This is a genomic window from Proteus sp. G2609, assembly GCF_963896135.1.
Lineage (GTDB): Bacteria > Pseudomonadota > Gammaproteobacteria > Enterobacterales > Enterobacteriaceae > Proteus > Proteus mirabilis.
Genome location: NZ_CAWQNB010000004.1, coordinates 1 through 14168 on the forward strand (window position 1 = coordinate 1; position 14168 = coordinate 14168).

14 protein-coding genes and 2 pseudogenes are annotated in these 14168 nt (G+C 35.1%); 6 read left to right on the forward strand and 10 right to left on the reverse strand.

Features of this window, described 5'->3' with window-relative positions; all coding sequences use genetic code 11:
• A pseudogene (locus AACV01_RS01215) lies at positions 1–203 on the reverse strand (transposase); the annotation flags it as partial.
• Here AACV01_RS01215 and AACV01_RS17825 point away from each other — a divergent pair.
• A pseudogene (locus AACV01_RS17825) lies at positions 189–425 on the forward strand (transposase); the annotation flags it as partial. The pseudogenes AACV01_RS01215 and AACV01_RS17825 sit on opposite strands and share 15 nt — an antisense overlap.
• Here the strand turns inward: AACV01_RS17825 and AACV01_RS01225 are convergent.
• From AACV01_RS01225 to AACV01_RS01265, 9 genes are all read right to left on the reverse strand, one after another.
• Positions 361–561, reverse strand: coding sequence for a fimbrial protein (locus AACV01_RS01225; RefSeq protein WP_049220958.1), 201 nt, complete (start codon positions 559–561; stop codon positions 361–363). The pseudogene AACV01_RS17825 and the gene AACV01_RS01225 overlap by 65 nt on opposite strands.
• Before the next feature lie 32 nt (positions 562–593).
• On the reverse strand, positions 594–1106 hold the full coding sequence (locus tag AACV01_RS01230; RefSeq protein WP_004249593.1) for a fimbrial protein: 513 nt from the start codon (positions 1104–1106) through the stop codon (positions 594–596).
• A 15-nt stretch (positions 1107–1121) separates the two neighbouring features.
• Complete coding sequence (locus tag AACV01_RS01235) at positions 1122–1664, reverse strand: fimbrial protein (protein WP_004246215.1); 543 nt, start codon at positions 1662–1664, stop codon at positions 1122–1124.
• A gap of 3 nt (positions 1665–1667) precedes the next feature.
• Positions 1668–4289 (reverse strand): fimbria/pilus outer membrane usher protein, encoded by a 2622-nt coding sequence (locus AACV01_RS01240; protein ID WP_161682323.1) that lies wholly within the window; start codon positions 4287–4289, stop codon positions 1668–1670.
• A 37-nt stretch (positions 4290–4326) separates the two neighbouring features.
• Positions 4327–5025, reverse strand: a complete 699-nt coding sequence (locus tag AACV01_RS01245) for a fimbrial biogenesis chaperone (protein ID WP_046335034.1) — start codon at positions 5023–5025, stop codon at positions 4327–4329.
• Between the two features lie 100 nt (positions 5026–5125).
• On the reverse strand, positions 5126–5692 hold the full coding sequence (gene fimA / locus AACV01_RS01250) for a type 1 fimbrial major subunit FimA (RefSeq protein ID WP_046335035.1): 567 nt from the start codon (positions 5690–5692) through the stop codon (positions 5126–5128).
• 577 nt (positions 5693–6269) lie between these two features.
• The gene (locus AACV01_RS01255; protein WP_161682339.1) at positions 6270–7433 is read right to left on the reverse strand and encodes an ABC transporter permease; all 1164 of its coding nucleotides are present in this window, start codon (positions 7431–7433) and stop codon (positions 6270–6272) included.
• Positions 7433–8578: an ABC transporter permease gene (locus AACV01_RS01260; protein ID WP_046334764.1), complete on the reverse strand. Its 1146-nt coding sequence runs from the start codon at positions 8576–8578 to the stop codon at positions 7433–7435. Before AACV01_RS01260 ends, AACV01_RS01255 begins: the two co-directional genes overlap by 1 nt.
• Positions 8579–8587: 9 nt before the next feature.
• Positions 8588–9559 carry an HlyD family secretion protein gene (locus tag AACV01_RS01265; RefSeq protein WP_004246221.1) on the reverse strand — a complete coding sequence of 324 codons (972 nt, stop codon included), beginning with the start codon at positions 9557–9559 and terminating at the stop codon, positions 8588–8590.
• Positions 9560–9794: 235 nt separating this feature from the next.
• Here AACV01_RS01265 and AACV01_RS01270 point away from each other — a divergent pair, with 235 nt between their 5' ends.
• The 5 genes from AACV01_RS01270 (at position 9795) to AACV01_RS01290 (ending at position 13995) form a co-directional block, all read left to right on the forward strand.
• Entirely contained in the window at positions 9795–11498 is a 1704-nt protein-coding gene (locus AACV01_RS01270; protein WP_004246222.1) for a sensor histidine kinase, read from the forward strand.
• A 2-nt stretch (positions 11499–11500) separates the two neighbouring features.
• The gene (gene btsR / locus AACV01_RS01275) at positions 11501–12217 is read left to right on the forward strand and encodes a two-component system response regulator BtsR (protein ID WP_004246223.1); all 717 of its coding nucleotides are present in this window, start codon (positions 11501–11503) and stop codon (positions 12215–12217) included.
• A gap of 22 nt (positions 12218–12239) precedes the next feature.
• Entirely contained in the window at positions 12240–12614 is a 375-nt protein-coding gene (locus tag AACV01_RS01280; RefSeq protein WP_004246224.1) for a YjaA family stress response protein, read from the forward strand.
• A gap of 375 nt (positions 12615–12989) precedes the next feature.
• Positions 12990–13256: a hypothetical protein gene (locus AACV01_RS01285; protein WP_046334740.1), complete on the forward strand. Its 267-nt coding sequence runs from the start codon at positions 12990–12992 to the stop codon at positions 13254–13256.
• A complete protein-coding gene (locus tag AACV01_RS01290) occupies positions 13243–13995 on the forward strand; it encodes a tetratricopeptide repeat protein (RefSeq protein ID WP_046334739.1) in 753 nt (250 codons plus the stop codon). Before AACV01_RS01285 ends, AACV01_RS01290 begins: the two co-directional genes overlap by 14 nt.
• Positions 13996–14168: the final 173 nt, after the last annotated feature.

Genomic DNA, 14168 nt, shown 5'->3' on the forward strand with positions numbered 1-14168 from the left:
CGGCGCATTTCATACCAGCCCTGCTCCAGTATTGAGCGGTTTAAACCAGATTTAGCTTTTACGTTCCGTCCATGCCGTTCTGTCGTACCTTTTGCCGATTTAGACATGTTACTGACCTTTAAGTCCTCAATGACAATCATTGCGTGGTTTTTGCTGATTTCGCTGGTGACTTTATGAAGGTAGTCTTTCCTGATATTGCCCAACGTTATTACTACAAGGGGGTTCTTTGGTCGCCGAGTTATTTCGCGGGGAGTTGTGGTGGCGCACCAATATCCATTATCCGCCAGTACATTGAGCAATAGGAAACACCTAGTTAGTTAAAAAACCGCGCCTTATATCCCCGACCTGAAGGACGGGGTTTTACGGTGCTTTGGATAAATCCACTACCAAATTCTGGTTTACTTCAACTCGAGGCGTTAAATTAACGCGTATATTAGCAGCACCATCACCGACAATTTGTCCCGTTGAAGCGACTTTACAAGTAAATGATAGTACTGGGTTTGAAAATAAACCGAAGCTTAAATACAATAAAAAACGCATTGTTTTTTTATAGCTTATCATAATGTTTTTTCTATAATTTAATTAAATAACAATTACATAAATACATAGGTAACATTAATTATTGCCTGTACTGATCCCTGTGTAGGTCTACCATTCACAGAGATGGCTCTTACTCGTAAAGGAAAAATTGCAGCAAACGAATACTCACCAACTTCAACCACTTTTTTCGAACCGTTTCTTAATTTATTACCTGCAGTATCTTGTAATTCTAAATGAAGATTTTTAGCTGAGCCCTGATTTCTATAGTATCCAGTACTATCATCAAGACCGGTGAATGTCGCTTCAATAGAAGTTGTACCAATAGGACAATTTCTTAACTCCAAATCAACGGGATACCATTTAGAGGTAGATCCAGGGATCATAAAATCGAATGTATATAGGTCGCCCATGTCCACATTGGCTGTTTTTGTGATTGTTTCACAAGGCCTTGCTATTACACTTCCATTAACAGTAATTGTTGCATCTGCAGCCATAGCGAATGAAGTATTGCAGCATAAAATAGCAAATATTACGTTTTTTACTCCTCGCCATTTATATTTCATCATTGATTCTCTTTATCTCTATTGGTACTCGAGTGTAAAAGTGGCACTGGCTTTAATTTTTCCAGCTAAGACAGGCATATCAGATGCCATTAATCGACTATAGAAAAAAACGGTGTTACTTTTTCCTGCAACTAAGGGGATCCATTTAAGTTGGTCACTACTTGGATTAATAGGAATGGGTGACCTTTCACTATCTAATATTTGTATTCCAACACCAGAAGCAGATGTTGCTATCGGATCTAACGCTAATAATGAAGGATTATTTCTATCTGAAATACCATTAAAATAGAATTTCACAGCAATCACTGATTCTCCACAAGGCTCCAGTATTATATGAAAAGGAATAAAGGGTGTTGTTTCTCCCACTTTATATAACCGCTTAACTTCATTATTTAATAAATCAATAGTTTGGTATTGTGATTCTGGTGCAACTGCACAGGTGTTATCTCTCATATAACCTGTTATTTGAATAATGCTATCGGCAGAATATGCAACATTAGGTGATAATGATAAGAAAAATAACCATAGTGTTGTCAAAATACCCTTAATATTATTAGTCATTATTTATTCCTTAATAGGATGGCACTCTGCACTATATTCAACATAAAGTTTATCTGGATCTTGTGGTGGTAATGTGTAATTTACTAAGCATTGTTGCTCTTTCTTACTACCCCAATTCACTTTTAATTGCCCTGAAGGTGATAACCCTGTTAAATAAACTTTTCCTTCATCTGCCACAATCCCAGTATTATTACCTGAATCAACGATAGCCCCGAAAGGTACTGGCTTCCCTTTATGGGTTAATGTCGTAATTGCTTTTATCCCAACATTAGGCTCAAATGTGATCGCACTAATGGCCCCACGAGTAGGAACTACGCTTTTCACCGCATTATCTATTTCAATATTGTTAGAGAATGAATTGGTATCCAATGCAATACGGTTTTCTTTATATTCAGAAACATAAGGTAAAACCGCATAACCATTACTGTCTGTCGTGATGCCACTATTGTTTTCTAATTTTATATTTTTAACTTCAGGTACTTTAACTAACACCGCTGTTTGATATATAGGCTGACTAAGTGTTATACCACCTGAGTGAGCTAAAATACTGCCACTCATACCATAATTTATTTGATGTGATGTATCGGTATAGTTATAACCTATATTGCTATTCATATAAGAACCGTTATAACTTAATGAGGCATATCCTGTTGAGTCCGATTCTTCTTCATGAGAATAACCTGTTTGAATATTGTAACTTAAGTTTTTATCTTCCAATAATGTACCGTTTAATCCGATAGTATTGTTAAAACGTTTCTTCATGTTATGCGAGGAGTTAGTACTTAAACTCGCATTTTGCCATATAGAATCATTATCAGAACGCATAAAGTTACTAAAAGGAATACTAGTATTAAATGCTAACATCTGATCTTTACTATCATTCCATGATGTTTTAGATAAGCTATAATTTAGACCTAAATTAATACCTTTAATAATAGTATTAAGGCCTATCTGTAATTGATTATCTTGTTTTTTAGAATTCCAATAACGCTGATTAGTACCAATAATATATAACGTAGATTGATCACCTATTTTTTGAGTAATATTGAGTTGTATCCTTTGCCTTTTATTATAAATAAGATCGTAGTAACTTTGTGGCAATCCACTAACTTCAACAACACCATCCTCCGTTTGTATATAATTCCCTCTCATTTTTTTATAAGTAGTCTCTGCTAAAGTATAAAAACCACTCGTCGCATATTTATAACCGGCAAGTTGCACCCTTGTGCCTAATTCATTGATAGATTTATTATAAAGAATACGTATCGATTGCCCACGGTGTGTAGAATCATCGGGTAGTATTGATCTCGCTTCGGTAATATCAAATGATAAAGCCCCAAAACGTCCAATATTTTTACCTACCCCAATACTTGCCGCTTGGTAATTTTTGGATAACTGGGTTCCTCCATAAATGGTCCAACCCGCAGGTAAGCCGTGGATCACTGATCCTTGTAAAAAATAAGGTCGCTCCTGCTCATCATTACCCGAACGGTAACTACCTACAGTCACTGAATATTTGGTATGTCCTTCCCTTTGTAATAAAGGGACTGATGAATATGGCACAGTAAAGGTTTGTGTTGAACCATCAGACTCAGTAATGGTTACCTCTAAATCGCCACTGTTACTTGTTGAATAGAGATCATCAATAACAAAAGGACCCGGTGGAAAAGAGTTACGGTAAATCACATAACCATTTTGCTGTATAGTAACCTCGGCATTAGTCCGGGCAACACCTCGAATAATCGGAGCAAAACCTCTTTGGCTATCCGGTAACATAACTTCATCAGATGACAGCTGAAAGCCTCTAAAGTTGATACTGTCGAAAACTTCACTTTGTGTGTAGCTATCACCAATAATAAGACGAGAATATAATTTATTAATACCACGTTCTATATAAGTATTCAGATGTTTCCAACTTGATTTATTAATAGAATCATAAGAATAAATAGAGTTATCGCGAAGACGCCATGGCCCAAGATTGATCCCACTTTGTAAATTGAGATGAGTAAAATGAGTATCTGGACTACCATCATTGCGAGTTTTACTACCATTTAAAATATAGGTAATAAATCCAGCCACAATACCATCATCCCATAACTCTGGTGGAATAAAGCCTCGAGACTGATTGACTAAATATACTTGAGGTATAGTGAGATTGAGCTTTTGTGAACCAACATCAAAATTTGCTGTGGCTTGATCAATTAATGAAGTAAGTGACTGACAATGTTCATCGAGCCCATTTTTCTGTTCAACATTATTTTTATCTTTATTTTGTTCATCCGTTATGAGATTTAAATTAACATTCCAACTTTTTAGCTCTGCTTTTGTGATACATGGTGATAGCTGCCCTTTATTCTCAATAAAATTGATATATTGGGTTTTTAAGAATATGTCATTTAAGTAAATATCAACCAGATAATTACCTTCAGGTACTTCTAATCCTTTCTCAAAAGAAGATAGATCAGCGACAGACTCCGGGTTATCTGATAAGAAATAGGGGTTATAATAAAACTCCTCCTCAGACTTTGAGTCAACTGAAAATAGTAGCGCAAGCATAAAAATAAATAATTTTACGTTATTTATTTTTATGCCGCTTAAGCTATTTATACCTGTTGAAAATGACATAATATCACTCTTTCAATTCTACAATATCAAATAATGATTATCTAACGTCGACGATTGTTTTTGGTGTGATGGCCCCATAATCATTAATAGTTTGAAACGAGAGTTTCCCATAAGCTGATGTTGGAATAGAGATAGACTTATCTTCAAAAGGTGGAACCATAGTGTTCTCTAATTTTTTACCACCAAGTTCTAATTCAGTCATCGTAATAAAATAAGGTGTCGGATTTTTTATAATAAGAGTGCCATTATTACGTTTAAATTGTAGTTTTTTATAATTTTCATCTGGAGATATGGTGAGATCTTTTGGTCTATAAAAGAATTTTATTTTACTAATAATCGCAAGTTGTAACATATTCTCATTAGCAAGTGATTTTTCTACAGCGGGGATAGATTTTACACTCAACCAAAATAAAGTTTCTCTATCTTTCGGTAATTTATTGTTAGTTGCATCTATAATTCTTAACGTATTCTCTTTTTTACCCTGCATAGAAAATAGAGGAGGCGTAATAACAAAAGAGTTATCTTTCTTTCCTTCGCTATTTTCTATCCAAGACTGTATTAAATAACGTTTTTCATCATTATTAATTACTGGTAATTTTGCTTGCTTTTCACCTGCAAAATAAATGACTCTAGTTGCCCCTAATGATACAGCAGCATATGCTTGGTTAATGACACATAGAGTTAAGAGCATTAAAAAAAGAAGCTTTATTTTAGAAAAAGTTAGAATACTATTCATTTTTATAATCCACTATAGCTAATCTTGGTGTATGTCTTATTAAAATAACCCACAAAAAAGTAAAAAAGCCTTATACTAAAAAATAGTATAAGGCTATATCTTATTCGTATTGGACAGCAAAGGTTGCGTTAGCGTTTGCGATACCAGGTTCAGTTGCACCTAAAGCATAATATCTTGCTTGGAATGGAATAATATTTTTTCCATCATGTAATTTAGTTGCATTACCGAATCCAGCGCCGTCAAAAGACATTGGTGCACTCTTACTATCTAAAATTTGAATACCGACATTTTTAGCACCACCAGCAGAAGAAGAAGATACTGCTAATACGTCATCTTGTCCTTCAGCAGAAACCCCTGTAAAAGCAACTTTTGCAGTACTAGCTACTTTAGAGTCACAATCATTTAATTGGATAGTAAAATTAGTATTTTCGCTAAAATCACCAGCTTTCGCTAATCTTGCAGTTCTCACTTGACCTAATTTAACTATTTGGCCATCAGATGAAGAGTCAACAGCACATGCTGCATTTACTAATTCACCTTTAAAAAATATTTCGCCACCATTTACGGTTACAGGTCCATTTCCTACAGGATCTTCAGCTGAAACAGCAAAAACAGAACCTACAGATAATGCAGAGATCACAAAAAGTTTCAAATAATTAAGTTTCATATAAATTACCTTAATTCCTAGAAAATAATAAACACATTTAATTACGATTTTTCATAGAATTTTATCTTATTTAGATAATAAGATAAAAGTTACTAAGAAATTAAATTGACATCGATATAATAATACTTAATTAAAATTTAACAATTAATTTTTTAAAATTTTTATTCTTACTTTAATTGAATGTTTTATTTTGATTATTTAATTTAGCCCTTCTAAATTAAATTTATTATAATAAGATTGGTTTATTTTAATTAAGTGTCATTACTAGTTTTTATATAATTGTTTGTTTTTTATGTTTATATAAAAAGAAATTAATTTATTTTTTATATATTAAGATAAGGAAAAGCACTTAAAATAGTTCAAATTAATTATTATAACAATAACATTAATTATTTAAGATTATTAAAAACATTATTATTAAGATAATATTTTTAGATATAGATTGCATAAAAGTAAAATAATTTAAACAAATTTTTGTTATTAATAGACTATTATAGAAAATTTACACTGAAATAAAAAAGACGGGATAACTTTTCAGTAATCCCGTCCTATTTACCTAGCATATTACAGATATTATTTACTTTGAACGGTGGTAATGTCTCGCCCAATGCTTAAATTGATGAGTAATTTCCCTTAACTCACCATTGCGCAACATACCCACTAACACCCCCAAAATGGTATATATCACGCCTAAAACCAGCATCATCACGATATCCCCTAGGATGCTTTGGAATGATAATCCCATCTGGTTAATTCCGGCCATAGCATTTACAGCCCATGTAGAAGGTAATGCAGAGGATATTGCCAATACCCAATCCGGCATAGCTTGTAATGGCCAAATAGTTCCCGAAATATAGAATACTGGTGTCGTCACAAATGCCAATGTTAAGTAAATCATCTCAACACTACGCAAGCATTCAGTGATCAACTTACCTAATCCTAATACCGCTAATAAGAATGGGAAGGTCAACATCCAAATTTGATAAAGTGGTGCTTCTTGACGATAGCCTAATACCCACGGCCATAGAGCAAAGAACACCGAAGATAAAAAGAGCCAAATCGGTATAAGTGCAGATAGCGCGCCTAAATATACCGCTAACGGAGGCTTCCCTTTTGGCGTTCCTCTGACGGCGATACTCACTCGTACACAAGCAATTAATAATGAGTGTTGCAATAACATCACTAACAAGCCTGGGAAAATAATGGCGGCAAAACTGACCCCAGGGTTATACATGGCGATAGTTTCACTTTGGATCGGTTTTAATAATATTTTTGACTGTGTCGCACTAAAACCCGCATTTTGTAAGATACGGCCGTTATAGTTATCTAATAATTGCTGATACGCCTGCATTAATTCTTGCTGAATTTGTCCACTAGCAAGGCGGTTGGTCGCATCCCCATACACAGGAACGGTAACATTTTTGCCATTAAGCAGTTTTTTTTCAAAATCTGTTGGAATGATAATAATGGCAAACAGTTCACGCATGATCATGTCATGACGAGCTTCATCTAAATTATCATATCCCTTTAAGCTTAATTTAGGTGTGGCATCTAATGAGCGGATAAGGGCATAACTGGCGGGACTATGATCTTGATTGATCACCGCCACAGGCAGATCCCACAATACAGGTTTAGCGTAGACTAAACTCATAATGCAAAGAGAAACCAATAATAACATCCACATCGGTTTTTCTAACATGCCTAATAAAACACGCTTAAATGTTTGGAAATACATCTGCATCATACGACACCTACCTGTAATTCCAATCTTTTAAAGATGCGTTTGCGAACTAAAAGCGCAATCGCAAAAGGATAAATCAACAAAAGCGTGCACACATAAAGAATACCTTGTAACGAAACTTCTCTTAAGAAGATATCAAACATAGCATTTAAGGCGTGCGTTAATGGCTCTAGATTAGAAATGATTCGAGCAGGTAATATCATCGACAGTTCAGGCACCGCCATCCCTGAAAAAGCTAAAGCGATACTCACTAGCATACCTATCATACTGTATGCGGTTATCGCACTATTGGTAAATGTAAACAACAGCAACCCAATACTTTGTGCCGCGATGATATAAAAGAACCCCACCAATATCATATAAAGCGGATTACCATTGACTTTTGCCCCTGAAAAATGCACTAACGCCGCTAACTCAATCATTAATAATGTTAAGAAAAACAGCGTATAAGGTGCCAATTTACCTATTAGGGCAAAAGTGAAAGGTTTTAGGTTTAATAGCATATTACCCCGTGATAAGGAGTAAATCGTGCAGGTGACAACAAAGAGTTGCAACATATGAATGGTTGCAGCAAATTGTTGATAGTAGATATAACTACCACTGGCATTAAACAGGCTGTCATAAGAGAGTGTTACTTTGGCTAAAGGCGGCACTGGCTTATTCATCTCTTGCGCTAAAACAGTGCGATATTGTGCATTAAGCTCGGCAATTAACCCGCTAAAATCCTGTATAGCATAGCTACCCGCAGCATAATACAACCCATTGTAATACATTCGGGTTGTCGGCTGTTTGCCTGCTAATACATCTTTTTCAAAATGGCGGGGGATCATTAAAATAGCGTAATCTTTTGCACTTCCTAGCTGCTCTAAGGCGGTTCGCGGATTTGTATCTAATGCACTTAATTTGGCATGAGAGCCTGCATTTAAATCTCGGATCAACGTTTTTGATAGTGGACTATTATCATTATTGATAACGGAAACTGGCAAGTTCAGCAAAGTACCTTCTGAAAAGTTAGCACTAATTAATGTGAATAACATTAATGGAAACAGCCAGCTTAGCCAGTGGAACACTGGGCTTCGCACTGCCATATGGGTTTCTCGTGAGAATGCGCTATTAAAACCACGCCAAGCTGCCTTTACTCTCATTATTCGCCCTTACTTATCCCAACGCCATAATGCGCTCATACCAGGACGTAGTCCTTCAATTTGTGCCGTTGGATACAGTCGAACTTCAAAGGTTTTTAAGTCGAAATCTCCTGTTGCACGCGTCGCTCTTTTCGTTGCGTAATCTCCCATAGGAGCAATATAGCGAACTTCTGCTTCCACTTCTTTATTGCCTAACGCAGGAACAGTGATGGTGATGCGATCGCCTTTGCGGATATCGGCTAAAATATCTTCACGCAAGTTATATACAAAATAGGCTTCAGGGAGACGAATTAACGTAGCTAATGGGCTATTGGCATTAAAAAGCTCACCCACTTCCGCAGGAATAGGCCCCACTTCGCCGTCAACCGGAGCTTTTACCTGTAAATCTTGCTGCTGAACTTTCAGCTCAATTAATTGCTGCTCTGCTTGTTGTAGTGCGGCTCGGTATTTCTCACGTAATTCAATACGATCACCGTTTTTCGCTTCATCTAACTCAGCTTGTGCTGCTTTGGCTTGCTGCACGGCAACATCTCGACGACTACGAGCACTATCAAGCTCATTGGCAGAGACATAACCTTTATTGGCGACCGCACTAAGACGTTGGTAATCTTTCGTTGCATTGGTGGCTTGTGCTTGCGCCTGAGATAAGATCGCTTGTAAATTACGAATGCTTTCTTCTCTTGTACCGTGAATAGAGAGATCTAATTGCGCTTGAGCTTGGGCTTTTGCCGCTTCCAGTGCAGCCACTTGAGCATTGAGTTCCGGGCTATCTAAGGTGATCATCAATTGCCCCGCTTTAACATCATCACCCCGCTCAATATGACGCTCTATAACACGTCCTTTGGCTTTAGAGGCCACAATAACTTCAGGTGCATCCACTTCACCTTGCAGTAATAAATATTGATTATGCGCGCGGAAAAGAACGGCTAATGCAATAAGTATTAGCATTAATAAAATAAGATAGATGGCTCTTTTTTTCATATAACGATTAGACCTTAATAGTGAAGTAGAACACTCACTGATAGCGTTATCTTACACAATAACTGGCTATTTCTTTAAGAATTTTGTGCGCTAGATCACTGACTCAGAGGAAGATTTTCTTTGATAGTGCGATTAAGTTATTCTTATACCAAATTTTATTACTCCATGAATAGCCTCATTTTATCTACGTTTTTTTAATTTATTAAATAAACACAGAAAGTGGTACACACAACTTATGTACGAATTTGATTTAATTTTGCTGTTATTACAGCAAATGTGCGTTTATCTCATTATTGCGTGGTTTCTCAGCAAAACGCCGCTATTTACGCCTCTTTTACAAGTGACTATCAAACTTCCACATAAATTAATGTGCTATGTGATTTTCTCCATTTTCTGCATTATGGGCACCTATTTTGGATTGCATATTAATGACTCTATTGCTAATACCCGTGCTATTGGCTCCGTATTAGGTGGATTATTAGGTGGCCCATATGTAGGCTTTCTCGTTGGCTTCACGGGTGGCTTACACCGCTATTCCCTCGGCGGAATGACAGCGTTAAGTTGTATGGTATCCACTATCGCAGAAGGATTAATTGGTGGATTAGTTCATCGTTATTATGTAAAACATGGACAAATGCACCGCATATTTAATCCTTGGACAGCGGCTACCGTCACCTTTTTTGCCGAAATAATACAGATGAGTATTATTTTATTACTCGCTCGTCCTTTTGATGAAGCACTTTCTTTAGTAAAAAATATTGCCGCTCCTATGATTGTAGCAAATACAATAGGTGCTGCGATGTTTATTAGGATATTACAAGATAGACGTGCCATTTTTGAAAAATATACCAGTGCCTTCTCCGCTCAAGCATTAAAAATTGCGGTTTGCACTGAAGGTATTTTACGTAAAGGCTTTAACCAAGATAATAGTACTCGTGTTGCAAAAGTTATCTACCAAGAATTAAAAGTCAGTGCTGTCGCCATTACGGATAGAGATAAACTACTCGCTTTTATTGGTATTGGCGCTGATCATCATTTGCCGGGTACACCGATTTCCTCAGAACAATCTAAACAAGCCATTAATAATAACGAAGTCGTGTATGCGGACGGCAATGAGACACCTTATCGATGTACCCTTTCTCCACATTGTAAATTAGGGTCGACACTGGTTATTCCTTTACGAGGAGAAAATAATCGCGTTATTGGCACCATAAAGCTCTATGAAGCAAAGAATCGCTTATTTAGCTCCATTAATAGAACCTTAGGAGAAGGGATCGCCAGTCTATTATCAGCACAAATTCTTGCCGGACAATACGAAAGAAATAAACAATCACTATTAGAATCAGAAATTAAATTACTACACGCACAAGTCAATCCCCACTTTTTATTTAATGCATTAAATACATTACAAGCCGTTATTCGTCGTGATAGTGATCAAGCAAAACAGTTAGTGCAATTTCTGTCAGCTTTTTTTCGTAAGAATTTAAAAAGACCCGAAGCGATAGTGACACTCAGTGATGAAATTGAACACGTCACGGCTTATTTACAAATTGAAAAAGCGCGCTTTCAAGAAAGTTTACAGATAGATATTCAGATACCTGAACATTTAGCCACTGCGCGCCTTCCTGCATTTTCGCTTCAGCCTATGGTTGAGAATGCAATTAAACATGGAACATCACAGTTATTAGGTATCGGAAAGATTACAATTAGAGCGCATCAAGAAGACCACTTAATAGTGATCGAAATTAGTGATAATGCAGGGCTTTATCATTCGCAAGGCGCATCACATCAGCTCGGTTTAGGAATGAGACTTGTCGATAAGCGGATTAAATTACGCTATGGTGATCTATATGGTGTACTTGTGGAGTGTCAGCCTGATAACTATACCAAAATAAAAATCTGTTTACCCTTAGAAAAAAATATGGATAACGCAGCATAACAATGAATATATTAATCGTTGATGATGAGCCGCTTGCTCGTGAAAATTTACGTTGTTTACTCGAAGAAGAAAAAGATATTCATATTATTGGTGAATGCAGTAATGCTATTGAGGCGATAGGAGAAATACATCGTAAAAAACCTGATGTGGTTTTTCTTGATATTCAAATGCCACGTATTACTGGCTTAGAAATGGTCTCAATGCTTGATCCTGAACATCGCCCTTATATTGTCTTTTTAACCGCATTTGAAGAATATGCTATTCAAGCATTCGAAGAGCACGCTTTTGATTATTTGCTCAAACCATTAGAGCAAGAGCGTTTAGCCAAAACATTAAGTCGTTTACGCCAAGGCAATAAACAAAATATTGATTTATTATCACCACCAGAAGAACGCTTAAAGTGCATTCCTTGTACTGGGCATAGCCGTATTTGGCTAATGCCAATCGATGAAGCCGTGTTTGCTACATCACGATTAAGCGGTGTCTATGTCACCAATAATCAAGGGCAAGAAGGTTTTACTGAGCTTACATTACGTACTTTAGAAACACGCACTCCGCTGGTACGTTGCCATCGTCAATATTTAGTGAATATGGATTATGTCAATGAAATTGTTTTTGGTGATAATGGACAAGCAGAACTTATTTTACATAATAATAAACAAATTCCGGTCAGTCGACGTTACCTTAAACCCTTAAAAGAAGCGATTGGCTTAATTTAATCAGTAAAAAGGAATAAGCTTGATGGAACCCATTTATATTAAAGTTTATATTAATCGCATCGAAGTTCGTGATCTTCACACCAAAAAAGAATTTTCTGTAGAACGTCATTTTACTCATAGTCGAATGTTAATTGGCGATTTTTACCCTGCTATTGAAGCGATACGAACAGCACTTACTCAAATAGGTATTAACCCATTATCCTTTTTTTGTCGAAAAAGAAATGTGGTAATTCATCCTTTAGAACGTACCGAAGATGGATTATCCCAAGTAGAAATTCGATTATTCAATGAAGTCATTGCCGGTGGGTTGAATAACAAATACAAAAAAATCGTTATTAGTGCAAAACTCACACCACTTATGGATGCAGAGGTGATTGAATTAATCAATAAATCATAACCCTACATAAAATCAGTATTTAACCATTTACAAATAAGTGTCTAAATACTTATTAAAAACCTGCTGATATTGTTTTCTAGAAAATATAATGAGTATAAACAGGTTTAATACCTAAACATTGTTCGGCTTTACTGTAAATTATTTTATTATGACTTCATTTTTAGCCATTACCAACTTATTTATATAATACTTTTTATTTAGTACTATCAAATTTAAAAACTTCACATATTATTTTTAATAATTAATTATAATCACTAAATTAACCATTAAATAAAAAGTTAATTATGGTAATTAAAATTATAAGTAGACAAATTAAAAGTTTAATTTTAGCCTAATGTAAAATTAATTTTTAAATATTATATATAGGAGATCATTATGAAAGAGAAAAATTCAGATGGAATAACACAAAAAGATGAACTCTATTCGCTAGATAAAGCTGGTATTAATTATATAGGACTTAATATAACTAAAAGCCATTTCTATGATTTAAATAATAATTTTCATCAATTAGAATCCTTTGTAAACTGGGATAATGGAAATAGCACATTGATTACTGATATTTTATTGCATCAAAAACCTAATACTGATAATAATAAAATTCCTCAACAATTAATGAACCATATTATCAATGAAAATATTTAATATATTATTTTTTGGTTTATTAATTATTAGTAATTCCTCAATAGGTGATGAATACCCTATTATCACCGATAAAATGTTAAGCTCAGGATATAACAAATTAGAGTTACAGTATGATCCTCAATTACCTTTGATTACACCTTACCCTGAAAATAAAGAGCTTGTTTATCCTCTTATTGAAAAGGCTAAAAAAAATAACAATTCTAATGATAGCTATCTTATTGCTTCCATTTTCTTTGTTGGTTGTACTAATTTAAAATATAAAATTACTCATGAAAGTGATAAAAACCAGTGCGAATTATCACGTAATTTCTTAAAAAAAACATTAGCATTGAACCCTAAACATGGAGCAGCTCTATTCTATCAAGCCGTTATTTTTGAAAATGGTTATGGTGTTGAAAAAGATATAAGCAAAGCAATTAAATACTATGACAAAGCATGTCGAATAAAAGGAAACAAAGTGATTATTGCTTGTGAAAATCTTTTTTCTATCTATTTGCATGGTAACAAAGGTGTTCCTCAAGATTTAAACAAGGCCAAAGAATATGCAAAATGGATTGCTGAAAATGGGAGCCAAAAATATCAAGAATATATAAAACGTTGGGATTACATTTTATTTTCTCTTGAATTAAGTTTAAAACTAAAAGAATGTAAAAAAAGTGGGATAAATGCATCTATATGTATCCGCAAAAGCAATAATGCACTCTTGGAATATGCCAATAAAATGTACCCAATTGAGTAATTATTTATTTCTACTTTATATAGAAAAAACCAGCCAATTTTCGTTGACTGGTTTTTCAATTTATATCATCAACTCAATTGAATACTGAGTGAATTATATTCTTATTGATTATGAGTACTACTACGGCGACGTGGTGCGTTTTCGTTATTACCGCCCTCGCTCACCATTTACCT

Excerpts from the sequence above, each read along its gene's own strand:
- AACV01_RS01265 (WP_004246221.1), bottom strand. The coding sequence starts at position 9,559 with ATGAAAAAAAGAGCCATCTATCTTATTTTATTAATGCTAATACTTATT.
- AACV01_RS01240 (WP_161682323.1), bottom strand. The coding sequence starts at position 4,289 with ATGTCATTTTCAACAGGTATAAATAGCTTAAGCGGCATAAAAATAAAT.
- AACV01_RS01245 (WP_046335034.1), bottom strand. The coding sequence starts at position 5,025 with ATGAATAGTATTCTAACTTTTTCTAAAATAAAGCTTCTTTTTTTAATG.
- fimA (WP_046335035.1), bottom strand. The coding sequence starts at position 5,692 with ATGAAACTTAATTATTTGAAACTTTTTGTGATCTCTGCATTATCTGTA.
- AACV01_RS01290 (WP_046334739.1), top strand. The coding sequence starts at position 13,243 with ATGAAAATATTTAATATATTATTTTTTGGTTTATTAATTATTAGTAAT.
- AACV01_RS01260 (WP_046334764.1), bottom strand. The coding sequence starts at position 8,578 with ATGAGAGTAAAGGCAGCTTGGCGTGGTTTTAATAGCGCATTCTCACGA.
- AACV01_RS01230 (WP_004249593.1), bottom strand. The coding sequence starts at position 1,106 with ATGATGAAATATAAATGGCGAGGAGTAAAAAACGTAATATTTGCTATT.
- AACV01_RS01235 (WP_004246215.1), bottom strand. The coding sequence starts at position 1,664 with ATGACTAATAATATTAAGGGTATTTTGACAACACTATGGTTATTTTTC.
- AACV01_RS01225 (WP_049220958.1), bottom strand. The coding sequence starts at position 561 with ATGATAAGCTATAAAAAAACAATGCGTTTTTTATTGTATTTAAGCTTC.
- AACV01_RS01270 (WP_004246222.1), top strand. The coding sequence starts at position 9,795 with ATGTACGAATTTGATTTAATTTTGCTGTTATTACAGCAAATGTGCGTT.
- AACV01_RS01280 (WP_004246224.1), top strand. The coding sequence starts at position 12,240 with ATGGAACCCATTTATATTAAAGTTTATATTAATCGCATCGAAGTTCGT.
- AACV01_RS01285 (WP_046334740.1), top strand. The coding sequence starts at position 12,990 with ATGAAAGAGAAAAATTCAGATGGAATAACACAAAAAGATGAACTCTAT.
- btsR (WP_004246223.1), top strand. The coding sequence starts at position 11,501 with ATGAATATATTAATCGTTGATGATGAGCCGCTTGCTCGTGAAAATTTA.
- AACV01_RS01255 (WP_161682339.1), bottom strand. The coding sequence starts at position 7,433 with ATGCAGATGTATTTCCAAACATTTAAGCGTGTTTTATTAGGCATGTTA.